We start from the raw sequence: 21,897 nt of genomic DNA on the forward strand, positions 1-21,897 counted from the left end.
AGGCTACAGCGCGATCAGCTTGAACACGGCCCGCGCCGTGCACACGGCCTGGCCCGCGCTGTCCAGCACATCGCCCTCGCAGAACACGGTGCGCGCGCCTGCGCGCAGCACGCGGGCCTCGATCAGCAGGTCGGTGGTGGCCGAGGCGAGGAAATGCGTGCTCATCTCGATGGTCACCACGCCCAGCCCCAGCGGGTTGGACGAGCGCGCGGCCGCGCTCAGCGTGAAGTCCAGCGCGCTCATCAGCGCGCCGCCATGGCCATGCCCCCGGCTGTTGGCCAGGTGCGGGCGCATGGGCAGCCGCGTGCGCGCCAGGCCGGGCGCCAGGCTCACGGGCTCCAGGCCGATATGGGACATGAAGGGCACGTCGATGCCGAAGTAGCCGCGCGCCAGCGCGGCGGCCTCCAGGTCCGGGGTGGTGGAGATTCCAACGGCGTTCATCCGATCTCCGCAATCGCCTGGCCTTCGGCCACCGGCTCGCCCACGGCCACGAGCATGCGGCGCACGACGCCTGCCACCTCGCTTTCCACGGGAATCTCCATCTTCATGGACTCCACGATGATGAGGGTGTCGCCCAGGGCGACGGTGCCGCCTTCGGCGGCTTCCACAGCGGCCACGAGGCCGGCGATGGGGCTTGTGATCATGTTCGGGGTGGTGGTCATGGGTAGGGCTTTCAAAGGGGGGCCAGCACGCGCTGGGCGATGCCGGTGTCGATGCGCAGGTCCAGGAAATCGGCGTGGCCCAGGATGCGTTCGATGAAGGGGATGTTGGTCTTCACGCCCTCGATGCGGGTCTGCGCCAGTGCCTGGCGCAGCCGTGCGATGGCCTGGGCGCGGTCGCTGCCATGGGCCACGAGCTTGGCGACCATGGGGTCGTAGAAGGGCGTGACGCTGCAGCCCTGGGCATAGCCGGTCTCCACGCGCAGGCCTTCCCCCTGGGGCATCTCGAAGCGGTCCAGGCGCCCTGGCGAGGGCAGGAAGCGCACGGGGTCTTCGGCATAGATGCGCGCCTCGATGGCATGGCCGCTGGCCACGGGCTCGGCGGGCAGCACCTCCCGCATGCGCTCGCCGGCGGCCAGGCGGATCTGGGCCTCGACGATGTCGATGCCCGTGATCTCCTCGGTCACCGCATGCTCGACCTGCAGCCGCGTGTTCATCTCCAGGAAGACAAAGCCGTGCTGCGGCGTGTAGAGCATCTCCACGGTGCCGATCACGTCATAGCCCGTGCGCGCCAGCAGGCCGGCCAGCAGTTGCCGCATGTCGGCCAGGGCCTGCGCGGGAATGCCTGCGGGGCGGGCCTCTTCCACCACCTTCTGGTGGCGGCGCTGCACCGAGCAGTCGCGCTCGAACAGCACGCGCACCTCGCCATGGCGGTCGGCCAGCACCTGGAACTCGATGTGGCGCGGCGCCTCGATCAGCTTTTCCAGGTACAGCTCGGCCGTGCCGAAGTACTTGGCGGCCATGCCGCTGGCCTTGGACCAGGCGGCCTCCAGCTGCGGTGCATCGTGCGCGGGCAGCATGCCGATGCCGCCGCCCCCGCCTGCGGGCTTGACCAGCACGGGAAAGCCGATGCGCGCCGCCTCCGCCTGCGCCTCCTGCACGCTGTGCAGCACGGCCGAGCTGGCCGCCTGCGGCATGCCCTGGGCGGCCATGAAGGCCCGCGCCTGGGTCTTGTGGCCCAGCGTGCGTATCCAGTGCGGCGAGGGGCCGATGAAGCACAGGCCCTGGCGCTGCACGGCCTCGGCGAAGTCCGCGTTCTCGGAGAGAAAGCCGTAGCCCGGGTGCACGGCATCGGCGCCGGTCTCGCGCGCCACCTGCAGCAGCCGCGCCTGGTCCAGATAGCTTTGCGCGGCGGGCGCAGGGCCAATGCACACGGACTGGTCGGCCGCGCGCACATAGGGCAGGCTGGCATCGGCCTCGGAGTACACGGCCACGGATTCAAGGCCCATGCGCCGCAGCGTGCGGATCACGCGTGCGGCCACGGCGCCCCGGTTGGCGACCAGCACGCGGTGGATGGGGTGCGGGGCGCCGCTCATGCCGCCTCCGAGGACGCCGCTGGCGCGGCGGCCACGGCCACCACCGCATCGACGATGACCGGCGCCTGCGCGCCGCGCGCCACGAGCACGGGATTGGCATCGACCGACTGCACGCGCCCGCCCTGGGCCAGCATCCAGTCGCCCAGCCGCACCATCATGGCGGCCACGGCGTCCGGCTCCACGGCCGGCATGCCGCGCACGGCCGCAAAGGCCGGGGCGATGGACAGGCGCGCAAGGGCATCCAGCGCCTGCCGCGCACGGAAGGGGGCGACAAGGAACTGCACGTCCCTGAGCGCCTCCACCAGCACGCCGCCCTGGCCGACCATGACCACCACGCCGAACTCGGCATCCACATGGGCCCCCAGCGCCAGCTCGAAGTCGGCCTTGTGCTGGGCGCCCAGCAGCAGGCCGCCATCGGCCGCGCCCAGGCGGGCCAGCGTGGCGGCGAAGTCACCAAAGGCCTGCAGTGCCTGCTCCGCCTCGTGGATGTTGAGCCGCACCAGGCCATGCTCGGACTTGTGCGAGAGATCGGCGGACACGCCCTTGGCCACCAGGGGCCGTGGCAGGGACTCGATGGCGGCGCGCACCTCGTCCTCGCTCCTGCAGACCAGATGGCGCATCACCGGCAGGCCGGCGCGGGCGAGTTCGGACAGGCTGGAGGGCTCGTCAAGCGTGAGGGTGCGGGAGGCCGCCACCGGCACCGATGCCTCGGCAGACGGCACCTGTGCCTGCCTGCCACCGGCCTGCTCGGCCAGCAGCGCCAGGCCGCGCATGGCGGCGCGTTCGCTCCAGAAGGTGGGCACGCCCTGGTCCTGGAAGGCCTGGGCCACCCAGTCCTGGTTGACGCTGACCGCAATGGGCACGCCGGTATCGCGCGCAAAGCGGCTGGCCTGGCCCGCGAAGTCGGCGAAGTCATAGCCCTCGCCGCCGATCGGGAAGCCCACGTGAACGAGGTCCGCCGCACCGCTGCCCGACAAGGCCCGCAGCGTGTCGCCAAAGGTCTGCGGCCTGCCCAGCAGGGCCGTGGTCATGTCGATGGGATTGCGCGCCGTGACATAGGACGGCAGGGCCTGGGACAGGCCGTCCAGCGTGGCGGCATCGAACGGCTCCAGGGCCAGTCCGTATTCCTCGGCCGCGTCGGCCGACAGCACGCAGGTGGCGCCCGAATTGCTGATGCTGACCACGCGGCGACCGCGCGGCGCGGGCTGGGACAGGAACAGCGGCGCGTAGTCGATCAGCTCGCGGAAGTCGGCCAGGCGCGGTATGCCGTGCTGGCGCAGGAAGGCATCGGCCAGCGCGTCCTCGGCCGCCAGCGCGCCCGTGTGCGAGCTGGCCGTGGCCTGGCCTGCGCGCGTGCGGCCGGCCTTCACGGCCAGGATGGTGACGCCGCGCGCATGCGCCAGGCGCGCGGCCTCGGCCAGCCAGGCGCTTTGCCGCAGCGTCTCGATGTAGAGCACGACCAGGCGGATGCCTTCGTCCTCGACCACGGCGCGCACGGCCTCGGCGGCACAGACATCGGCCTCGTTGCCCGTGGACAGCATGTAGCGCACGCCGATGCCCGCGCGGCGCAGGCCGCCGTAGAGAATGGCCGCGCCCGCACCGCTCTGGCTGACGATGGCCACGGGGCCGTCGGCCGGCGCGTTCTCGTTGATCATGGTCGAGAAGTTGAGGATGGCGCCCGCGGCGAAGTTGGCCACGCCCTGGCAGTTGGGGCCGAACAGGCGCAGCCCGCCGCCTGGCGCCCGGCGCGCCCGCGCCACCAGGTCGGCCTGCTGCAGGCGACCGTCCTCGCCCAGCTCCGCAAAGCCGGACGAATAGATCACGGCCAGGCGCGCGCCCACGGCCACGCAGTCGTCGATGGCGGCGGCCACGTCCTCGCCGGGCAGGCTGATGACCACGGCATCGGGCGCCTCGGGCAGCGCGCGCAGCGAGGGGTAGGCAGCCAGGCCCTGGACCTCGGCGCGCTTGGGATTGACGGGCAGGATGCGGCCCGCGAAACCGTGGCGCCGCAGGTAATCGATGGGCCGGCCACCGGCCTTGATGGGGTTGTCGGAGGCGCCAAGGATGGCGACGGAGCGGGGGTTCAGTGCTTGCAACAGTGACATGCGTACCTCATCAATCCAGGGAAAGTGCTTCGCGCTGGATCACTTGCCCCCAGTCGGCCACTTCCTTGGCGATGCGCTGGCCGAACGGCGCGGGCGGCATCATCACGGGCTCGCCCTGGCTGCTGAGCACGGCGCGGATGCGTGCGTCCTGCAGCACGCCCCTGGAGGCCTCGTAGAGCCGGTTGACGATGGCCGGCGGCGTGCCCGCAGGCGCCAGCAGGCCGGCCCAGAAGGTGACGTCGAAATCGGCATAGCCGGCCTCGGCCATGGTGGGCACCTCGGGCAGCTGCTGCATGCGCCGGGGCGCGGTGACGGCCAGCGCCACGAGCTTGCCGCTGGCGATGTGGGGCAGCGCGCTCCAGGTGTCGAACTGCGTGTCCAGCTCGCCGCTGAGCACGGCCATCTGGGCCTGCGATGCGCTCTTGTAGGGCACATGCGTGGTCTTCACGCCCGTGCGGTTGCTCCAGGCCGCATAGGCCAGGTGGGCGATGTTGCCGGGGCCGGCAGAGCCGTAGCTGAGCTTGTCGGGATGGCCCTTGGCGAAGGCGATCACATCCTTGGCCGAGCGTATCTGGTGCTTCTGCGCCCACTCGGGGTTGACGGTGAGGATGAAGGGCGCATCCAGCACCATGGTGATGGGCGCGAAGTCCTTGGCGCGGTAGGTGATCTTCTTGTAGATCTGGGGGTTGATGGTGATGCTGCTGGAGTTGGTGACCAGCAGGGTGTAGCCGTCGGGCGCGGCGCGCGCCACCTCGCCCACGCCGATGGCGCCGTTGGCGCCCGGCTTGTTCTCCACCACCACGGGCTGGCCCAGCGACTTGCTCAGCGGCTCGGACAGCGCGCGTGCAATGGTGTCGGTGAACGAGCCTGCAGGAAAGCCGACCACGATGCGCACGGGGCGCGTGGGCCATTTGTCCTCCTGGGGGACCTGGGCCTGGGCCGCCGTCGCGGCGCACAGGGTCAGGCACGGCGCCAGGCACAGGGCCAGGGCGGTGCGGCGCGAGGGCGCGCGCGGTTGTCTGGTTGCCATTGCTTTGTCTCCTTGGGGTTTTTTATGCGTTCAGGGCCGCAGGCCGAACTGCGGCGCTCCGGCCTCGCGCAGCGGCGCGGCCAGTTCCACGAATTCGCTGAGCAGGGCGCGCGTGTCGCGCGGATCGATCACCTCGTCGATGCCGAAGGCCTCGGCCGTGCGGAAGGGCGAGGTCAGGCTGCGCACGCGCTGCTCGATCTCGGCGCGCTTTTGCACGGGGTCGTCGGCGCCTTCGATCTCGGCCTTGTAGGCCACCTCCAGCCCGCCCTCGATGGGCAGCGAGCCCCAGTTGGCCGAGGGCCAGGCATAGCGGAAGTTGAAGCGGCCCATGTGCTGGTGGCCGGCCGCCGCCACGCCGTAGGCGCGGCGGATGAGGATGCTGCACCAGGGAACGGTGGCCTGGTAGACGGCGGCCAGGGAGCGCACGCCGTAGCGCATGACGCCGGCCTTCTCGGCCTCCACGCCGATCTGGAAGCCCGCGATGTCCACCAGGTTGACCACGGGCAGGTGGAAGGTCTGGGCCATGTCCACGAAGCGCGTGAACTTCTCGGCCGAGGGGCCGTCCCAGCCGCCGCCGTAGAAGTACGGGTCGCTGGCCACCACGGCCACGGGCCAGCCGTCGATGCGCGCCAGCCCGGTGACGATGGCCCGGCCCCAGTGGCGGCCCGACTCCAGGAAGGAGCCCTCATCGACCAGGCATTCGACGATGGGCCGGATCTTGTAGACCTTGCGGCCATCGCGCGGAATGGCCGACAGCAGCCATTCGTCGCGGCGCCGCGGATCGTCCTGCGGCGCGGTGCGCGCAGGCAGCTCGTACACCGACGATGGCAGGTAGGACAGGAAGCGGCGCACGCGCTCGAAGGCCTCCTGCTCGGTGGCCACCTCGTCATCGACCACGCCGTTGCGCGTGTGCACCTGGCTGCCGCCCAGCTCGTTCTTGGTCACGTTCTGGCCGATGCGCGCCACCACGGGCGGGCCGGCATTGAACAGCTGGGCGGTCTCCTTGACCATCACCGAGTAGTGGCTGGAGGCCACGCGCGCCGCGCCCATGCCGGCCACCGAGCCCAGGGCCAGCGAGACCACGGGCACGGTGGACAGGTTCTGCACCACCTGGCTCCAGACCTTCATGGTGGGCACGCTGGTGTAGCCCTTGGTCTCGATATTGCGCACCGAGCCGCCGCCGCCCGTGCCGTCCACCAGGCGCACCATGGGCAGGCGCAGGTCGTGCGCCATCTTCTCGGCAAAGATCAGCTTGTCGCCCACGGCGCCGTCGTTGGCGCCGCCGCGCACCGTGAAATCGTCGCCCACCACGACCACGGGCCGCCCGCCCACGCGCGCCCGGCCCATGATGAGGTTGGAGGGCGTGAAGTCCGTCAGCCTGCCCAGGCTGTCGTACTGGCCCGAGCCGGTGAGCGAGCCCACCTCCACGAAGGACTGCGCGTCCGTGCAGGCCTCGATGCGCTCGCGCACCGTGAGCTTGCCGGCAGCCTTGTGCCGCGCCACCTTGTCCTCTCCGCCCAGTTTGGCCGCCAGTGCGCGGCGGTATGCGATCTCGTCCACTTCGGGTTGCCAGCTCATGTCGTCGTGTCTCCTTGTTCCTGTAAAGATGCACAAGGCGTGCCAGAACGCAGCGCGTTGAATTCAAAGGATTTTTTCCACAGCCGACCTACACATGTCCACATCAAGGACAACCTCGAAGACACGGGTTGGGCACTGTCTTCAATGGAGACACCACGGGGACAGACCCGTGGCCTGCGCGCCGCTAGAGTGCGTTCACCCCAGCCACTGCCCGCCATGCCCATGCCCAGCTCCCCCGACCACCGATTCGGCGTTCTCGTCTGGCGGCGCGACTCGCCCGAGCCCGTGGCGCGGCTGGGCCTGGCGCAGGAGCCGCTGCTGCATGCAGCCGTCACCGAGGCCCTGGCCCGCGCGCACGGCGACGGGCACAACCCCATCGGCCATGGCCAGCTGCTGCACGTGGAAACACCGGGCCCGCGCGGCACGGTGGCCCGCCATGTGGCCGTGGTGCTGGCCGATGCCGAGGGCGAGGTCGCCCTGCTGCGCCCGGCCGACGAGGCGGCGGCGCTGTTCGACATGGTGGCCAGCGTGCCCTTCGCCTTCGCCATCCTCAACATGTTCCTGACCAACCCGTACCAGGCGATCACGGTGGCCGACCATGAAGGGCTGATGCGCTACATCAGCCCCGTGCACGAGAAGTTCTTCGGCCTGGCGCCAGGCACGGCCGCAGGCCGGCGCGCGGAGGACGTGATCCCCAACTCGCGCCTGCCCCATGTGGCACGCAGCGGCCGGGCCGAGATCGGCGACCTGCAGCAGCTGGGGCCTGGCGTGAGCCGCATCGTCAACCGCATGCCGGTCTACGAGGGCGGCGCCGTGGTGGGCGCCGTGGGCCAGGTCAGCTTCAGCGGCGTGGAGGCACTCAACCGCATGCAGCAGCGGCTGAACCAGCTGCATGACGAGGTGCAGCACTACAAGCGCGAACTGAGCCAGTTGCGCGGCGGCACGCCCACGGCGCAGATGGTGGGCGCCAGTGCCCCCATGCAAAGGCTGGCCCGCGAGATCGACGCCGTGGCGCGGCTGGACGTGCCCGTGCTCATCCTGGGCGAGAGCGGCAGCGGCAAGGAGCTGGTGGCCCAGGCCCTGCATGCGCGCGGGCGCGATGCCGACGCGCCCCTGGTCAGCCTCAACCTCGCGGCGCTGCCGGCCACGCTGATCGAGTCCGAGCTGTTCGGCTACGAGGCCGGCGCCTTCACGGGCGGGCGCAGGCAGGGCCAGCCCGGCAAGCTGGAGCAGGCCGAGGGCGGCACCCTCTTCCTCGACGAAGTGGCCGACATTCCCATGGAGATCCAGGTCAAGCTGCTGCGCGTGCTGGAGGACCGCCAGGTGCAGCGCCTAGGCGCGCACAGCGGCCGGCAGGTGAACTTCCGCATCGTGGCCGCCACGCACCGCGACCTGCGCGGCCTCATCGACAGCGGCCGCTTCCGGCTGGACCTGTTCTACCGCCTCAGCGGCGTGGTGCTGCATGTGCCGGCCCTGCGCCAGCGCCTGGAGGACATCCCGGCCCTGGTGCAGCGCTTTGCCCAGTCGTTCTGCGAGCGCAACGGCATTGCGCTGCCCCGCATCGCGCCCGGCGTCATGCCCTACCTGGCCCGGCAGGCCTGGCCCGGCAATGTGCGCCAGCTGCGACAGCGCGTGGAAGAGGCCCTGGTGTTCTGCGACGGCCAGCTGCTGGGCGTGGACAACTTCGCGCGCCACGAGGACCCGCTGGCCGGCGCACGGCCTTCGCCCGTTGCCGAGCCCGGCCTGCCCGCCACCGGCGCCGTGGCCCCGCTCAAGGACCAGGAGCGCAACGCCATCCTCGACGCCATCGCACGCTGCGGCGGCAACAAGAAACTGGCCGCGCAGGAGCTGGGCATCTCGCGCTCCTATCTGTACAAGGTGCTGGGCGCGGCAAACCAGGGCTGATCCCTGCGGGCCCAGGGTCTGCAGGGGAATGAAGCAGCGGGCCGGCTGTGCCGTTGCCATACTAGGCGCCCCACATCCGCCCCACATCCGCGTACCCGCCGCCATCGGCCTCCTGAATGCAAGACACCCGAGACGCGCTCGAACAGCGCCAGATCCCCATCTACTTCGCCGCCGTGGCCCTGGCCGCAGTTGCCGCCTGGGCGCTGCCCGGCACAGGCGTGCTGGAGCGCGCCATCAACCCCGCGCTGGCACTGATGCTCTATGTGACCTTCTTGCAGGTGCCCTTGGCCGAGCTGCGGCGCGCCTTCGGCCAGGTGCGCTTCCTGGCGGCGCTGATGACGGCCAACTTCATCGTGGTGCCGCTGCTGGTCTGGGCCCTGCTGCAGTTCCTGCCCGCCGACCCCCTGCTGCGCCTGGGCGCGCTGCTGGTGCTGCTGGCGCCCTGCATCGACTACGTGGTCACCTTCTCCCACCTGGGACGCGCCGATGCGCGCCTGCTGCTGGCGGCCACGCCGGCCCTGCTGATCGCGCAGATGCTGGCCCTGCCCGGCTACCTGGGCCTGTTCCTGGGCGACGATGCGGCGCGGCTCGTGCAGGCGGGGCCTTTCCTGCATGCGTTCGTGTGGCTGATCGCCGTGCCGCTGGCCCTGGCCGCTGCCACCCAGTGGTGGGCGGCCCGCAGCCGGCGCGGCGCCAGCGCCTCGGCATGGCTGGGCCTGCTGCCCGTGCCGGCCACCGCGCTGGTGCTGTTCGTGGTGATCGCCTCCGTGCTGCCCCAACTGGGCCCGGCCACGCACGCGGCCTGGAGCGTGGTGCCCGTCTACGCGGCCTTTGCGGTGGCAGCGCCCGCGCTGGGCTGGCTGGTGGCGCGTGCCTTCCGGCTTCCAGCGCCCGCAGGCCGAGCGGTCGCGTTCAGCGCGGGCACGCGCAATTCGCTGGTCGTGCTGCCGCTGGCCCTGGCCGTGCCTGGCGCCATTCCCGTGCTGCCGGCCGTCATCGTCACGCAGACGCTGGTGGAGCTGCTGGCCGAGCTGGCCTATGTGCGCGTGATTGCGCTGTGGGGCCGGGACCGGGAGCCGGCCCTGGCCCGCGGTCAACGCGATGACGCAGCGCCATAGGCCTGGCGCAGCTGCGCCATGTTGTCCAGCAGCGCCGTCGGCCCGGCGCTGCCCATCAGGTACCAGCCCTTGGGATCGAGGAAGACGACCTGCCCCTTGCGGCCGGCCGCCGTGGCGTGGATCTGCGCGTTGTCGAACACCTTGCGCGAAGCCATGATCTCGCCGCCGCCTGCCGCCTGGCCCGTGGCCGTGTTGCGGTCGATGACGTAGATCCACTCGGGGTCCAGCCGCGCCACATCAGCGAAGCCGTAGGCGGTGCCGCGGGCTGGCAGTTGCGCAGCCGATAGCGCCGAGCGCGCACCGAACACATCGAACAGAAAGCCGAAGCGCGATCCCGGCGCCTGCGGCAGGAGCTTGTCGTTCACGGCCATCAGCAGCAGGCCCGGCGCGGCCTGCGAGGCCTGGGCACGCAGTCCCTGCAGCTCGGCCTGGATGCGCTGCACCAGCGCACGGCCCTGCGCCTGGCGGCCGAACAGCAGCGCCAGCGTGGCGATGTTGCGTTCGATATCGGCCAGCATGTGCTTGCCGCTGACGCTCAGGTCCAGCGTGGGCGCGATGCGTCCCAGCACCTCGGCCTTGCCGGCCGAGCGCCCGCCCACGACGATCAGGTCGGGCGCCAGCCGGCTCAGCGCCTCGTAGTCGGGCTCGAACAGCCCGCCCGCCGCAGGCCGCTGCGCGAAGCTGTCCAGGTACCGGGGCAGCTGCGCCCGGGGCACGCCTGCGACCGCCGACGCGGGCACGCCCAGCGCATGCAGTGCATCCAGCGCCCCCAGGTCATAAACCACCGCGCGCCGGGGTGCGCCGGGCAGGCTGGTCATTCCCCCGGCATGCCGCACGGACAGCGGGGCCGCCACCGCAGTCCCCAGGAACAAGGCCGGCAGGGCCAGCGCCGCCGCGCGGCGCGTGATATCGAAGGTCATGGCAAAGAATCCCAGGAAAAAATGAAAGGAGTTCCGGCCTCCGGAGGCGGGTGCCGCGCCGGGAAGCGGCGCGGCCCGATCCGCAGGCCACGGGCAGCGGCCGCCCTTGCGGCCGGGATGCCTAGAACTTCACGTTCATGCCGATCCAGTAGCGCCGGCCGTCCTGCACCGTGGCGTAGTCCTCGTAGTACACGTCCTTGTCGAACAGGTTGTAGATGCCTGCGTAGAAGGTCACGTCCTTGCTGTAGTTGTAGGAGCCGCCCATGTCGAACATGGCATAGCTGCCGGCCACCCAGGTGCGCGCCGAACGGCCGCCCGTGGGCTGGCTTTCCTTGCCCCGGTAGGACAGCTTGGCCCAGCCCGCCCATTGCTGCGAAGGCTTCCAGTTCAGCGCCAGGTTGAGCATGTGGCGCGGCAGCTGGCTCAGCGGCTGCCCCGCGAACTCGCCGCTCTTTTGCTCGGACTTGGTGAAGGTGTAGCTGCTGCTCAGGTCCAGCGTGCGCGCCAGCGGGGCCTTGAACGTGGCTTCGATGCCGCGCGTGATGGCCTTGTCGATATTGACGTTGGTGGTGGGCGTGTTGCCCGAGGAGTTGGCCGGTCCGCACTCGGGACAGGCGATGCGCGTGATCTTGTCGTTGAACTCGTTGTCGAACACCGTCAGGCCTGCCGACAGGCCGGCGCCGTTGTTGTAGAGCACGCCCAGTTCCTTGCTCAGCGAGGTTTCGGGCTTCAGGTCGGGGTTGCCGTAGATGTTGCCGCCGCGGCTGGACTGGCCCCAGTCGCCCAGGGTCTGGCGCAGCGAGGGCGCGCGAAAGCCGGTGGACACGCCGCCCTTGACGGTCCATTGCGCGTCGAGGTTCCACACGCCGTACAGGCGCGGGCTCCATTGCGATCCGCCCTTGCTGTCGTGGTCGTAGCGCAGGCCGCCGGTCAGGGCGAAGTTCTCGCGCAGGCGCCACTCGTCCTCGGCGAACCAGGCGTACTGCGTGCGATCGGCCGTGGTGCGCGCCGAGTCCGGCAGCGTATTGGTCGTCGTGTCGCGCAGGTCCTGCTGGTTGTAGTACACGCCCGTGGTCAGCAGGTGCTGGCGGCCCAGCGGCGCCACCCAGCTGCTGTTGAACACCGTGTTCCTGATGGTCATGTCGCGCGACAGGTTGCGCGTTTCCTCGCGCTGCAGATAGGTGTCGGAGGAAGCCCAGCCCCAGCGGCCCTTGTGCTGCAGCGAGTAGTTCTCGCGCTCGAACTTGCGGTCGCTGGGCGCATCGGTGGGCAGCAGGGTCATGCCAGGCGACGAAACGAAGTGCTGGCGCGAAGTGCCGATCTCGGCGATCAGGTCGTGGTCCTTGCTGGGGGTCAGCGCCAGGCGCAGGTTCAGCGAACGGTTGTCGCTCTTGTTGTAGCCCTGGTAGATGCGGTCCTGGTCGCGCTTGCCGTAGTTGCCGTACAGGCTCAGGCCCAGCAGGTCGGTCTTGATCGGGCCTGACAGGTAGAAGTTGGTCTGGTAGGCATCGCCCGAGGTGGAGCGCTCCTGCAGCGTGGCGTCGGCGCGCACCGAGCCATGCCAGTTCTTCGCCACCTTGCGCGTGATGACGTTGATCACGCCGCCCATGGCGTCCGAGCCGTACAGCGAGGACATGGGGCCGCGCACCACCTCGATGCGCTCGATGGCCTCCAGCGGCGGAATCCAGCTCTGGTCCGTGCCCGTGCTGCCGTTGGTCTGGGTCTCGCGCGTGCTCATGCGCTTGCCGTCCACCAGGATCAGGGTGTAGTTGGCGCCCATGCCGCGCAACGAGATGTCGTTGGAGTTGTTGTCCGAGGGCGTGAGGATCACGCCGGGCACATCGCGCAGGGCATCGTGCAGGTTGCGGTAGGCGCCCTGCTCCAGTTCCTGGCGCGTGATCACCGAGATCGAGGCCGGCGCCTGGCTGATCTCCTGCTCGAAGCCGCTGGCCGTCACGACCAGGGTTTCCAGCGCGGCCCCGTCTGCTGCCTGGGCCAGCGCGCTGCCCGAGGCCAGCAGGCCCAGGCAGGCGCCCAGCGCGGTGCGGCGCAGGGGAACGACGGTGGAGGGAAACGAAGCACGCAGGGAGGTGCAAAGGGCGGACAGGGCAAAGCCACGGCCCGCCGCGGGGGCTGTGCAGTTGTGCATGGGAAAGCTCGCAAGAAGAATCACGGACGGTCGAACGACCGGGGTGCGCATCCGCTCTGTTGTTTTTGATGAGTGCGAATCGTTCTTATTTTATTTTCCCGACGACAACGGCCTGGCCGACGGCAGCGCAGCTGCTGTTTTTCTTTACAAGCGCACCGATCTGTGAGCAATTCATTCAGGATGCTGAATGTTGCCTTGTTCATCAATGACATGCAGAGCCGCCAGTGCCCGGGCGCGTGCAGCGCCCGGCCCGATTCACGGCGTTCCGGCGAACACGGCGGCTTTGTAAAGTTGGCCCGATGTGGCCGGCAGGCAACATCCTGATACGAAGATCAGGACCACAGCCGCCCCGCATTGGAGACCAGGAACAGCAGCAGCCCCACGGCACCACCGACCACGGTGCCATTGATGCGGATGTACTGCAGGTCCTTGCCGATGTGCAGCTCGATCAGCTCGGACAGCTCGCGCGCATCCCAGCGCCGCACGGTGTCGGCGATGTGCTGGGCCAGGAACTGCGAGACATCGGGCGCCAGCGCCTGGGCCCAGCGCTTGAGGCGTTCGTTCATGGAGTGGCGCAGCGCCTCGTCATGCGCCAGCGACTGGCCCAGCCAGCGGCCCATGGCGGCGGTCTTGCGCGCCACCTGCGAATGCTCGTTGGCCAGGTCGGCCTGCAGCCTGGCGCGCAGGCCCAGCCACAGCGCCCGCAGGTAGCCGGCCAGCTTCTCGTCGTGCAGCAGGTAGTCGCGCAGGCGCTCGGCGCGATCGGCCATGGCCGGGTCGGACTGCAGCCGGTCAATCAGCCGCTGCACGGAGGCATCGAACGCCTTGCGCATGTGGTGCCCGGGATCGCTGGCGATGTCCTGCAGCAGGCTGTCCAGCGCCCCGGCGATGGCCGTGGCACCCTTGTCGCCGAGCCAGTCCGTAGGCAGCATCTTTTCCTTGAGCGGATGCTCGCGCTTGAGCCACAGCACGATGGTCCGGGCGATCAGCACATGGGTCTCGGATTCGCGCAGCACGCCGCTGACGCGCGCCAGCACATCGTCGAGCACGGCCTGGTGGCGCCCGTCCTGGGTCAGGCCCGACAGCAGGTCCGCCGCCGCGCGCGGCAGGTCCAGATGCTCCAGCAAGGCCTTGAACGAGTGCGAGAGAAAGCGCTCCACCTGCCGGTCCTGCACCATCTCCAGCGCCGCCAGCGCCAGCCGCGCCACCTGCCGCCCCAGCAGCGTGCTGTTGGCCGGTGAGGTCAGCCAGCCCGCCAGCACGCGCGCGGGATCGTGGCGCTCGATCAGCGCCACCAGCGAAGGCCCGTCCAGGAACTTGTCGCGCACGAAATTCGCCAGGTTCAGCCCGATGCGGTCCTTGTTGCGCGGAATGATGGCCGTGTGGCGCCCGACCACGGGCAGCGGAATGTGCCGGAACAGGGCAGACACCGCAAACCAGTCGGCCAGCGCGCCGACCAGCGAGGCCTCGGTCACGGCCTTGATGCAGGCCAGCCACAGCGGCACCTGCTGCCAGTGCGCTGCCGCCACCGACGAGGCCACGAAGCCCAGCGCCATGAGCAGCAGCAACGCCAGCGGCAGGCGCTTGGCCGACTTCAGTGTTTGACGTTGCTCTGGCGACAGCATGGAGCGCAGCATACGACGCCCGCCGGGCCCCGCGTGGCGATGCCTGCCGCCAATGCCTGTCAGCCAGCGCCTGACCCCGGATTGCGCGGACAATACCGGCTTTCTTCAGAACCCTCTTGCGAGAACAAGACCATGACTGACGCCAACGCATCCGCCGAGCGCCCCGCCCTGCCCGACCATCTGTCCATCGACCCGCGCAGCCCGCACCACGTGGCGGCCGTGTTCGAGCACGACATCGGCATCCGCTTCAACGGCAAGGAGCGGTTCGACGTGGAGGAGTATTGCGTGAGCGAGGGATGGATCAAGGTGCCCGCGGGCAAAACGGTGGATCGCAAGGGCAGGCCCTTGCTGATCAAGCTCAAGGGCACCGTGCAAGCCTTCTACCGCTGAGCCTTCGGACCTTGTCGCGCCTCTTGCCACAGAGGTGCTACAAGGGACGCGACAAGGGCGCGACAAAGGCATGCCAGGGGTGCGGCAGAGCCAGGAACCACCCAGGGCAGGCTCCGGCAAAGCCTACTGGAGCGCCTCGGCCGGCCCAAAAAACTCATACCGCACCTGCTCCTGCGGCACCCCCAGGGCCTTCAACGATTCCTTCACCGACCGCATGAACGGCCGAGGCCCCAGGAAGTAGACATCGGCATCCACGGCGGGCAGCCATTCACCCAGCTGGCGGGCGGTCAGCAGGCCCTGCGCATCGACCCCATCGCCCTCCTCCGCCCGGTCATAGCAGTAGTAACGGGTGAGCTGCGGATGCACGGCAGCCAGCGCATCCACATGCTCGCGGAAGGCATGCACCCCGCGCTCGCGTGCGCAGTGGATGAAGACCACGGGCCGCCGGGTCGGCAAGGCCGCGTCCAGCATGGGCAGGGTCGGCGTGATGCCCACGCCGCCGCTGATCAGCACCAGCGGGCGCTCGCCGGGCTGCAGCGTGAAGTGGCCTGCGGGCGGGAACAGCTGCAGCGTGTCGCCGACCCGGACCCGGTCGTGCAGGAAGTTGGAGACCTTGCCACCCGCCTCGCGCTTGACGCTGATGCGCAGGCTGCGCCCGTCTGCGGGTGCGGACAGGGAGTAGTTGCGCCGCTGCTCCTGGCCGTCCACCACCAGGCGCAGGCCGATGTACTGGCCGGGCTGGTGGGCGATCACGGGGCCGCCGTCGGCGGGCACCAGGTAGAAGGACGTGATCTCGGCGCTTTCCTGCACCTTGTCCTCCACCACGAAGGCGCGCTCGCCGCGCCAGCCGCCTTCGGCCGCCGCCGTGCGGTCATAGGCCTGGCGCTCGGCGCCGATCAGGATGTCGGCCAGCTGCTGGTAGGCGGCGCCCCAGGCAGCTATGACCTCGTCGGTGGCGATCTCGGCGCCCAGCACTTCGCGGATGGCGCGCAGCAGGCAGGTGCCGACGATGGGGTAGTGCTCGGGCTGCACCTGCAGCGCAACGTGCTTGTTGATGATCTGCGCGGGCAGGTCGCCCAGGGCGTCCAGCCGGTCGATGTGCCTGGCGTACATGAGCACGCTGTAGGCCAGGGCACGCGGCTGGGCGCCGCTTTGCTGGTGGGCCATGTTGAACAGGGCGCGCACCTCGGGGTACTCGCCCAGCATGGTTTGGTAGAAATGCGTGATCAGCGCTTCGCCGCCGGTTTCAAGCAGCGGAACGGTGGATTGGACGATGGCACGTTGGCGGTCGGTCAGCACGGGAAACTCCTTGGGTACGGGGACGGACATGCCCGGTGCGATGCCGGACATGCCTTGGCAAAGGCAAGGGCCGTGCCAGTCCCGCGACCCTTGAAGAACAAGGGCTTGGCGTTTCATGCGTCAATATGACTCCCGTCAAATCGAGTCCTTTTGACAGCCATCGCAGTCTTTATGACCACATCCACCGCCCTGCACGCCCTCACCCCTCTGGTGGCCGACCTGGCCCAGGACCTGCCTGAGCGCGAGCGCTTTCGCCGCCTGCTGGCAGCCCTGCGCGCCGTGCTGCCGGCCGATGCCGCCGCCCTGCTGCGCCTGGAAGGCGAGTGGCTGCGGCCCGTGGCCATCGATGGCCTGGTGCCCGATGCGCTGGGCCGGCGCTTTCGCATTGCCGAGCACCCGCGCTTCGCCCAGCTGCTGGCCGCGGGCCAGGCCATGCGCTTTGCGCCAGACAGCCCGCTGCCCGATCCCTATGACGGCCTGGTGGCCCAGGGCCACGGGCCGCTGGAGGTGCACGACTGCATGGGCTGCGTGCTGCAGACCGGCGGCCTGCCCTGGGGCCTGCTGACGCTGGACGCGCTGGACCCGGGGCGCTTTGCCGACCCGGCCGCGCTGGCGGCGCTGCAGGCCTTCAGCAACCTGGCGGCGGCCACCGTGACCACGGCCGAGCGGCTGCGCCGGTTGGCGCGCAGTGCGCGCGCCCTGCCCGCACCCGGCGCCGCCCCGGGGGGCGATTCATCGCGTCCGCTGATCGGCCAGAGCCCGGCCATGCGCGCGCTGCAAAAGGACATCGCCCTGGTCGCGGCCAGCGACCTCAATGTGCTGATCACGGGCGAGACCGGCACGGGCAAGGAACTGGTGGCCCAGGCCGTGCATGCCCAGTCGGCGCGCGCGGACCGGGCGCTGGTCAGCATCAACTGCGCGGCCCTGCCCGACAACCTGGTCGAAAGCGAGCTGTTCGGCCATGTGCGCGGAGCCTTCACGGGCGCGCTGTCCGAGCGCAGCGGCAAGTTCGAGCAGGCCGACCAGGGCACGCTGTTCCTGGACGAAGTGGGCGAGCTGTCCCTGCCCGTGCAGGCCAAGCTGCTGCGCGTGCTGCAAAGCGGCCAGCTGCAGCGTCTGGGTTCGGACCGCGAGCACCATGTGGACGTGCGCGTGATCGCCGCCACCAACCGTGACCTGGCCGCCGAAGTGGCGGCCGGCCGCATGCGCGCCGATTTCTTCCACCGCCTGAGCGTCTACCCGTTGCGCGTGCCCGCTCTGCGCGAGCGCGACAGCGACGTGCTGATGCTGGCCGGCTTCTTCCTCGAGGAAAACCGTTCCCGCCTGGGCCTGGGCGGACTGCGCCTGCACCCCGCTGCGCAATCGGCCTTGCTCGCCCAGGACTGGCCCGGTAATGTCCGGGAACTGGAGCACCTCATCAGCCGCGGCGTGCTGCGGGCGCTCAGCCGTGCGCCCTCCGGCACTCCGGCCGGTGGCCGGGCGCGCATGGTCACGCTGGGGCAGGCAGATCTCCAGGATGACGCTCAGCCCCCGGCGACGGCCACCCCGACCCTGCCCGTCCCACAGGCCGCATCGCCCGGCGCCAGCCCCCAAGGCCTGCGCGAAGCCGTGGAGAGCTACGAGCGCCACCTGATCGACGCCAGCCTGCAGCGCCACCACGGCAGCTGGGCCGCCGCCGCACGCGAGCTGCAGATGGACCGCGCCAACCTGCAGCGGCTGGCGCGGCGGCTGGGACTGGCATGAGGGGTCATGCGGCCGGCCTGCCGCCTTGAGACGAAGGCTTATTTAAGTCTGCTTAACTTGGCTCTCTCGTTATTTAAGAAAAACCGCATTTGCTTAAATAAGCGTCCGAAGCCATAGTCAGCCCATGCCCGATTCCCCTACCAGCCAGCGGCTTGGCCGCTTCATCGAGACATCCGCAGCGGGCGAAAAGGTGCGCGCCTTCGTGCCGCCACCGCTTCCGCCGGAGCCGGCCATCGATGTGCTCGTCCTCCTGGAAAAGCTCAGCCTTGCCGAGCGTGCGCTGGGACGGCTCGATGGCATCACCATGCTGCTGCCCCGCCAGGAGCTGTTCCTCTACATGTACGTGCGCAAGGAGGCCGTGCTTTCTTCGCAGATCGAGGGCACGCAATCGACGCTGTCGGACCTGCTGCGCTTCGAAGCCGAGGCCCAGGCGGGCCAGCCCATCGACGACATCCGCGAAGTTTCGAACTATGTGGACGCGATGATGTACGGACTGGAGCGCCTGCGGGACCTGCCGCTGTCACTGCGCCTGATCCGCGAGATGCATGGCCGGCTGCTGCAAAGCGGACGCGGCGGCACCAAGAGCCCCGGCGAGTTCCGGCGCTCGCAGAACTGGATTGGCGGCACGCGTCCAGGCAATGCCTTGTTCGTGCCGCCGCCCGTCAACGAGCTCGGCCCCTGCCTCGACGCATTTGAACGCTTCATGCACGAAGATGCTTCCCGCCTGCCCGCCCTCATCAAGGCGGGCCTGCTGCACGTGCAGTTCGAGACACTGCATCCGTTCCTCGATGGCAATGGCCGCATCGGCCGCCTGCTGGTCACGCTGTACCTCTGCATCAACGGCGTGCTGAACAAGCCGCTGCTCTACCTCAGCCTATTTCTCAAGACGCATCGGGCCGAGTACTACCGGCTGCTGCAGGAAGTGCGCGAGAACGGCAACTGGGAAGCCTGGCTCGACTTCTTTCTCACCGGCGTGGCACAGACCGCGAACCAGGCCTTCGAGGCCGCCACGCATATCGTCGACCTGTTCAGGCAGGACCGCGAACGCATCGCGACCGAAGGCGAACGCGCCAGCTCCACGCTGCGCATCCACGACCTGTTCCAGCTCAACCCCTTCCTGACGTCCAACCAGCTGGTCCGGCAGACGGGACTGTCCTCGCCCACCGTCAACACGGCGCTCGCCGACTTGCAGCGCCTGGGCATCATCGAGGAAGTGACCGGCCGCAAGCGAGGCCGGGTCTTCAGCTATCGGCGCTATCTTTCCGTGCTCAACGAGGGCACGGATCCGCTACCCCGGCCGGCCTGATCCCTGGCCTCACCGCCTGAGGGACTTCAGCCACCCATACCCGCTCACCAGCAGCACCCCTGCCAGCACCATCAGTGCCCCGGCCAGGAAGTTGGGCTCGATGGGCTCGCTGAGCAGCCAGGCACCGAAGACCACGCCGAAGATGGGCGTCATGAACGAGAACACGCCCAGGCGCGAGGCCAGGTATTGCGTGAGCAGCCAGAACCAGACCAGGAAGCTCACGAAGCAGACCAGCACGGACTGGAAGGCCAGGCCCGCCCAGGCCAGGGGCGTGGGCTCGAAGCGGGTCTGGCCCAGCAGGAAGGCGGCGGGCAGCAGCAGCGCAAAGCCGGTGGCCAGCTGGTAGAGCAGGGTCTGCGCGGCGGGCAGCGATGCCAGCCGCGTGGTGCGGATGGCCACCGTGGTGGCGCCCCAGGCCACGCCGGCGGCCAGCGCCAGCAGGTCGCCCAGCAGCATGGCGGCGCCGGCCGCCTTCGAAGGCTTGCCGCCGCCCAGGAAGGCCAGCGCAATGCCGGCAAAGGCCAGCACGATGCCCAGCCATTGCAGCGGCGCCAGGCGCTCCGAGGGCAGCTTCCAGTGCAGGCCCAGCGCCGCGAACACGGGAGCGGAATACAGGAAGACCACCACATGGGCGGCCGAGGTGTGGTTGATGCTCTCGCCCACCAGCAGGAATTCCAGCGCAAACAGCGTGCCCACGGCCAAGCCCGGGCGCCAGCTGCCGTCGCCCCACTGCACGCGCATGCCGCGCCAGCGCATGAACAGCCACACCAGCACGGCGCCCGCGCCCGAGCGCAGCGCGATCTGCAGCGTGGGCGCAATGGCATCGGCCGTGGCCTTGAGCAGGATCTGCTGCAGGCTCCAGATCAGGCACAGCATGAGCATCAGCGCGGCGGCGCGCGCGTCCAGCGGTTTGCGTGGGTCCACGACGTCTTCCTTTCAGCGACCGTGAAAAAGCCGGCCCGCAGGCCGGCTTCGCATCAGGCGGGGGATGGCCCGGCCAGCGGGCCGGCCATCACTTGATGCCCAGCAGTTCCACCTCGAAGTTCAGCGTGGCGTTGGGCGGGATCACGCTGCCCGCGCCACGGCTGCCGTAGGCGATGGAGGGCGGGCAGGTCAGCTTGGCCTTGCCGCCGACCTTCATCTTCTGCACGCCTTCGGTCCAGCAGGGAATCACGCCGGTCAGGGGGAACTCGATGGGCTGGCCGCGCGTGATGGAGCTGTCGAAGTCCTTGCCCGTGTCGGGGAAGTAGCCGCGGTAGTGCACGCGCACCGTGTCGCTGGCCTTGGGACTGGCGCCCGTGCCTTCCTTGAGGCTTTCATAGACCAGGCCGCTGGCCGTGGTGACGGGTTCAGCCGCATGGGCCGCCACGCCGGTCAGTGCGGCGAGCATCAGGCCGCAGGAGGCGGCCAGGGTGGTGAGGGTCTTGTTCATGAGGGCTCTTTCAATGCAATGTTTGCAGCGGGTTCGGTTCACGCCTTGGCGGGGACACCAATGTCGTCCAGCGCTTTGGCGATGTGGCCGACGGTGCGGTCCACGTTATGCCATTTTTCCAGGCCGAACAGGCCGATGCGGAAGGTCTTGAAGTCCGGGCCTTCGTCGCACTGCAGGGGCACGCCCGAGGCGGTCTGCAGGCCGGCTTCCATGAACTTCTTGCCGCTCTGGATGCCGGGGTCGGTGGTGTAGCTGACGACCACGCCGGGGGCCTTCCAGCCTTCGGCCGCCACGCTGGGAAAGCCGCGCGACTCCAGCAGGGCGCGCACCTTGGCGCCCAGGGCGATCTGCTCGTCGCGCACCTTGGCGAAGCCGTAGGCGCGCGTCTCCAGCATCACGTCGCGCAGGCGGACCAGGGCGTCGGTGGGCATGGTGGTGTGGTAGGCGTGCTGGCCTTTTTCGTAGCCCTCGGCGATCTGCATCCACTTCTTGAGGTCGCAGGAGAAGCTGGAGCTTTGCGTGTGCTCGATGGCTTCGCGCGCGCGCTGCGAGAGCATGACCATGGCGCAGCACGGCGAGCTGCTCCAGCCCTTTTGCGGCGCACTGATCAGCACGTCCACGCCGGTCTTTTCCATGTCCACCCACATGGCGCCCGAGGCCACGCAGTCCAGCACGAAGAGCGCACCCACCTCGTGCGCGGCATCGGCCACGGCGCGCAGGTAGCTATCGCTGAGGATGATGCCGCTGGCCGTCTCCACATGGGGCGCGAACACGACCTTGGGCTTCTCGGTGCGGATGGCGGCGGCCACGTCCTCGGCCGCGCAAGGCGCCCAGGGGTCCTGGCTGCCCGGGCCCTGGCGGCGGGCCTTGCAGACCACGGCGCCACCGCCCAGGCCGCCTTCCTCGAAGATCTGCGTCCAGCGGTAGCTGAACCAGCCGTTGCGCACGATGAGCACCTTTTCGCGATTGGCGAACTGGCGCGCCACGGCCTCCATGCCGAAGGTGCCGCTGCCCGGCACCAGCACGGCCGTGTGGGCGTGGTAGACCTCCTGCAGCGTGGTGAGGATGTCCTGCATCACGCCCGCGAAGCGCTTGGACATGTGGTTGAGCGCGCGGTCGGTGTAGACCACCGAGAATTCGAGCAGGCCGTCGGGATCGATATCGGGCAGAAGTCCGGGCATGGGAAGGTCTCCAGAGGCAGCGGGGCCCGCTTGAGCGGGCCCGCCATCGTGTTCGTCGAAAAGAGGATCAGCTTAGCACGC

The 21,897-nt window shown here is 69.6% G+C and carries 19 protein-coding genes; 6 read left to right on the top strand and 13 right to left on the bottom strand.

What is annotated here, in order from left to right; genetic code table 11:
• Nucleotides 1-3 precede the first annotated feature (3 nt).
• Genes G4D77_RS13465 through G4D77_RS13490 form a run of 6 tightly spaced genes read right to left on the bottom strand, consistent with a single transcriptional unit; the run spans nt 4 to nt 6,748 of the window.
• The gene (locus tag G4D77_RS13465; RefSeq protein WP_154835963.1) at nt 4-441 is read right to left on the bottom strand and encodes a PaaI family thioesterase; all 438 of its coding nucleotides are present in this window, start codon (nt 439-441) and stop codon (nt 4-6) included.
• Nucleotides 438-662 carry an acyl-CoA carboxylase biotin carboxyl carrier protein subunit gene (locus G4D77_RS13470; protein ID WP_012203026.1) on the bottom strand — a complete coding sequence of 75 codons (225 nt, stop codon included), beginning with the start codon at nt 660-662 and terminating at the stop codon, nt 438-440. The genes G4D77_RS13465 and G4D77_RS13470 overlap by 4 nt, the downstream gene beginning before the upstream one ends.
• Nucleotides 663-673: 11 nt before the next feature.
• Nucleotides 674-2,035 carry an acetyl-CoA carboxylase biotin carboxylase subunit gene (locus G4D77_RS13475; RefSeq protein ID WP_154835965.1) on the bottom strand — a complete coding sequence of 454 codons (1,362 nt, stop codon included), beginning with the start codon at nt 2,033-2,035 and terminating at the stop codon, nt 674-676.
• Entirely contained in the window at nt 2,032-4,140 is a 2,109-nt protein-coding gene (locus G4D77_RS13480; protein WP_154835967.1) for an acetate--CoA ligase family protein, read from the bottom strand. Before G4D77_RS13480 ends, G4D77_RS13475 begins: the two co-directional genes overlap by 4 nt.
• A 10-nt stretch (nt 4,141-4,150) precedes the next feature.
• Nucleotides 4,151-5,170 carry a Bug family tripartite tricarboxylate transporter substrate binding protein gene (locus G4D77_RS13485; RefSeq protein ID WP_154835969.1) on the bottom strand — a complete coding sequence of 340 codons (1,020 nt, stop codon included), beginning with the start codon at nt 5,168-5,170 and terminating at the stop codon, nt 4,151-4,153.
• A 30-nt stretch (nt 5,171-5,200) separates the two neighbouring features.
• Nucleotides 5,201-6,748 carry an acyl-CoA carboxylase subunit beta gene (locus tag G4D77_RS13490; RefSeq protein ID WP_154835971.1) on the bottom strand — a complete coding sequence of 516 codons (1,548 nt, stop codon included), beginning with the start codon at nt 6,746-6,748 and terminating at the stop codon, nt 5,201-5,203.
• Nucleotides 6,749-6,970: 222 nt separating this feature from the next.
• Between G4D77_RS13490 and G4D77_RS13495 the strand changes: the two genes are divergently transcribed.
• Nucleotides 6,971-8,653: a sigma-54 interaction domain-containing protein gene (locus G4D77_RS13495; RefSeq protein WP_070081019.1), complete on the top strand. Its 1,683-nt coding sequence runs from the start codon at nt 6,971-6,973 to the stop codon at nt 8,651-8,653.
• Between the two features lie 116 nt (nt 8,654-8,769).
• Nucleotides 8,770-9,771, top strand: a complete 1,002-nt coding sequence (locus tag G4D77_RS13500) for an arsenic resistance protein (RefSeq protein WP_154835973.1) — start codon at nt 8,770-8,772, stop codon at nt 9,769-9,771.
• Here G4D77_RS13500 and G4D77_RS13505 read toward each other — a convergent pair.
• Nucleotides 9,747-10,691 (bottom strand): siderophore ABC transporter substrate-binding protein, encoded by a 945-nt coding sequence (locus G4D77_RS13505; protein ID WP_154835975.1) that lies wholly within the window; start codon nt 10,689-10,691, stop codon nt 9,747-9,749. The two genes, G4D77_RS13500 and G4D77_RS13505, sit on opposite strands and share 25 nt — an antisense overlap.
• A 121-nt stretch (nt 10,692-10,812) precedes the next feature.
• Nucleotides 10,813-12,840: a ligand-gated channel protein gene (locus tag G4D77_RS13510; RefSeq protein WP_154835977.1), complete on the bottom strand. Its 2,028-nt coding sequence runs from the start codon at nt 12,838-12,840 to the stop codon at nt 10,813-10,815.
• Between G4D77_RS13510 and G4D77_RS13515 the strand changes: the two genes are divergently transcribed.
• Nucleotides 12,839-13,006: a hypothetical protein gene (locus G4D77_RS13515; protein ID WP_193726178.1), complete on the top strand. Its 168-nt coding sequence runs from the start codon at nt 12,839-12,841 to the stop codon at nt 13,004-13,006. The two genes, G4D77_RS13510 and G4D77_RS13515, sit on opposite strands and share 2 nt — an antisense overlap.
• A gap of 166 nt (nt 13,007-13,172) precedes the next feature.
• On the opposite strand, the gene G4D77_RS13520 is transcribed toward G4D77_RS13515, so the two are convergent.
• Nucleotides 13,173-14,477, bottom strand: a complete 1,305-nt coding sequence (locus G4D77_RS13520) for a DUF445 domain-containing protein (RefSeq protein ID WP_074920757.1) — start codon at nt 14,475-14,477, stop codon at nt 13,173-13,175.
• Nucleotides 14,478-14,597: 120 nt separating this feature from the next.
• Here G4D77_RS13520 and G4D77_RS13525 point away from each other — a divergent pair, with 120 nt between their 5' ends.
• Entirely contained in the window at nt 14,598-14,855 is a 258-nt protein-coding gene (locus G4D77_RS13525; RefSeq protein WP_016446670.1) for a DUF3297 family protein, read from the top strand.
• A gap of 123 nt (nt 14,856-14,978) precedes the next feature.
• Here the strand turns inward: G4D77_RS13525 and hmpA are convergent, their stop codons facing one another.
• Nucleotides 14,979-16,205, bottom strand: a complete 1,227-nt coding sequence (gene hmpA, locus G4D77_RS13530) for an NO-inducible flavohemoprotein (protein ID WP_017407870.1) — start codon at nt 16,203-16,205, stop codon at nt 14,979-14,981.
• A gap of 120 nt (nt 16,206-16,325) precedes the next feature.
• On the opposite strand from hmpA, the gene norR reads away from it, so the two are divergent.
• Nucleotides 16,326-17,897 (top strand): nitric oxide reductase transcriptional regulator NorR, encoded by a 1,572-nt coding sequence (gene norR / locus G4D77_RS13535; protein ID WP_154835979.1) that lies wholly within the window; start codon nt 16,326-16,328, stop codon nt 17,895-17,897.
• A 124-nt stretch (nt 17,898-18,021) separates the two neighbouring features.
• The gene (locus G4D77_RS13540) at nt 18,022-19,203 is read left to right on the top strand and encodes a Fic family protein (RefSeq protein WP_016451984.1); all 1,182 of its coding nucleotides are present in this window, start codon (nt 18,022-18,024) and stop codon (nt 19,201-19,203) included.
• 9 nt (nt 19,204-19,212) lie between these two features.
• On the opposite strand, the gene G4D77_RS13545 is transcribed toward G4D77_RS13540, so the two are convergent.
• From G4D77_RS13545 to G4D77_RS13555, 3 genes are all read right to left on the bottom strand, one after another.
• Nucleotides 19,213-20,127, bottom strand: coding sequence for a DMT family transporter (locus G4D77_RS13545; protein WP_047219585.1), 915 nt, complete (start codon nt 20,125-20,127; stop codon nt 19,213-19,215).
• Nucleotides 20,128-20,215: 88 nt separating this feature from the next.
• Nucleotides 20,216-20,635 carry an FKBP-type peptidyl-prolyl cis-trans isomerase gene (locus G4D77_RS13550; protein WP_016446675.1) on the bottom strand — a complete coding sequence of 140 codons (420 nt, stop codon included), beginning with the start codon at nt 20,633-20,635 and terminating at the stop codon, nt 20,216-20,218.
• Between the two features lie 38 nt (nt 20,636-20,673).
• Nucleotides 20,674-21,816 carry a pyridoxal-phosphate-dependent aminotransferase family protein gene (locus tag G4D77_RS13555; protein WP_012203005.1) on the bottom strand — a complete coding sequence of 381 codons (1,143 nt, stop codon included), beginning with the start codon at nt 21,814-21,816 and terminating at the stop codon, nt 20,674-20,676.
• Nucleotides 21,817-21,897: the final 81 nt, after the last annotated feature.

This window comes from Delftia sp. WY8 (genome assembly GCF_018437695.1).
In the GTDB taxonomy this organism is placed as follows: domain Bacteria; phylum Pseudomonadota; class Gammaproteobacteria; order Burkholderiales; family Burkholderiaceae_C; genus Comamonas; species Comamonas tsuruhatensis.

Excerpts from the sequence above, each read along its gene's own strand:
- G4D77_RS13465 (WP_154835963.1), bottom strand. The coding sequence starts at position 441 with ATGAACGCCGTTGGAATCTCCACCACCCCGGACCTGGAGGCCGCCGCG.
- G4D77_RS13470 (WP_012203026.1), bottom strand. The coding sequence starts at position 662 with ATGACCACCACCCCGAACATGATCACAAGCCCCATCGCCGGCCTCGTG.
- G4D77_RS13475 (WP_154835965.1), bottom strand. The coding sequence starts at position 2,035 with ATGAGCGGCGCCCCGCACCCCATCCACCGCGTGCTGGTCGCCAACCGG.
- G4D77_RS13480 (WP_154835967.1), bottom strand. The coding sequence starts at position 4,140 with ATGTCACTGTTGCAAGCACTGAACCCCCGCTCCGTCGCCATCCTTGGC.
- G4D77_RS13485 (WP_154835969.1), bottom strand. The coding sequence starts at position 5,170 with ATGGCAACCAGACAACCGCGCGCGCCCTCGCGCCGCACCGCCCTGGCC.
- G4D77_RS13490 (WP_154835971.1), bottom strand. The coding sequence starts at position 6,748 with ATGAGCTGGCAACCCGAAGTGGACGAGATCGCATACCGCCGCGCACTG.
- G4D77_RS13495 (WP_070081019.1), top strand. The coding sequence starts at position 6,971 with ATGCCCAGCTCCCCCGACCACCGATTCGGCGTTCTCGTCTGGCGGCGC.
- G4D77_RS13500 (WP_154835973.1), top strand. The coding sequence starts at position 8,770 with ATGCAAGACACCCGAGACGCGCTCGAACAGCGCCAGATCCCCATCTAC.
- G4D77_RS13505 (WP_154835975.1), bottom strand. The coding sequence starts at position 10,691 with ATGACCTTCGATATCACGCGCCGCGCGGCGGCGCTGGCCCTGCCGGCC.
- G4D77_RS13515 (WP_193726178.1), top strand. The coding sequence starts at position 12,839 with ATGGGAAAGCTCGCAAGAAGAATCACGGACGGTCGAACGACCGGGGTG.
- G4D77_RS13510 (WP_154835977.1), bottom strand. The coding sequence starts at position 12,840 with ATGCACAACTGCACAGCCCCCGCGGCGGGCCGTGGCTTTGCCCTGTCC.
- G4D77_RS13520 (WP_074920757.1), bottom strand. The coding sequence starts at position 14,477 with ATGCTGCGCTCCATGCTGTCGCCAGAGCAACGTCAAACACTGAAGTCG.
- G4D77_RS13525 (WP_016446670.1), top strand. The coding sequence starts at position 14,598 with ATGACTGACGCCAACGCATCCGCCGAGCGCCCCGCCCTGCCCGACCAT.
- hmpA (WP_017407870.1), bottom strand. The coding sequence starts at position 16,205 with ATGTCCGGCATCGCACCGGGCATGTCCGTCCCCGTACCCAAGGAGTTT.
- norR (WP_154835979.1), top strand. The coding sequence starts at position 16,326 with ATGACCACATCCACCGCCCTGCACGCCCTCACCCCTCTGGTGGCCGAC.
- G4D77_RS13540 (WP_016451984.1), top strand. The coding sequence starts at position 18,022 with ATGCCCGATTCCCCTACCAGCCAGCGGCTTGGCCGCTTCATCGAGACA.
- G4D77_RS13550 (WP_016446675.1), bottom strand. The coding sequence starts at position 20,635 with ATGAACAAGACCCTCACCACCCTGGCCGCCTCCTGCGGCCTGATGCTC.
- G4D77_RS13555 (WP_012203005.1), bottom strand. The coding sequence starts at position 21,816 with ATGCCCGGACTTCTGCCCGATATCGATCCCGACGGCCTGCTCGAATTC.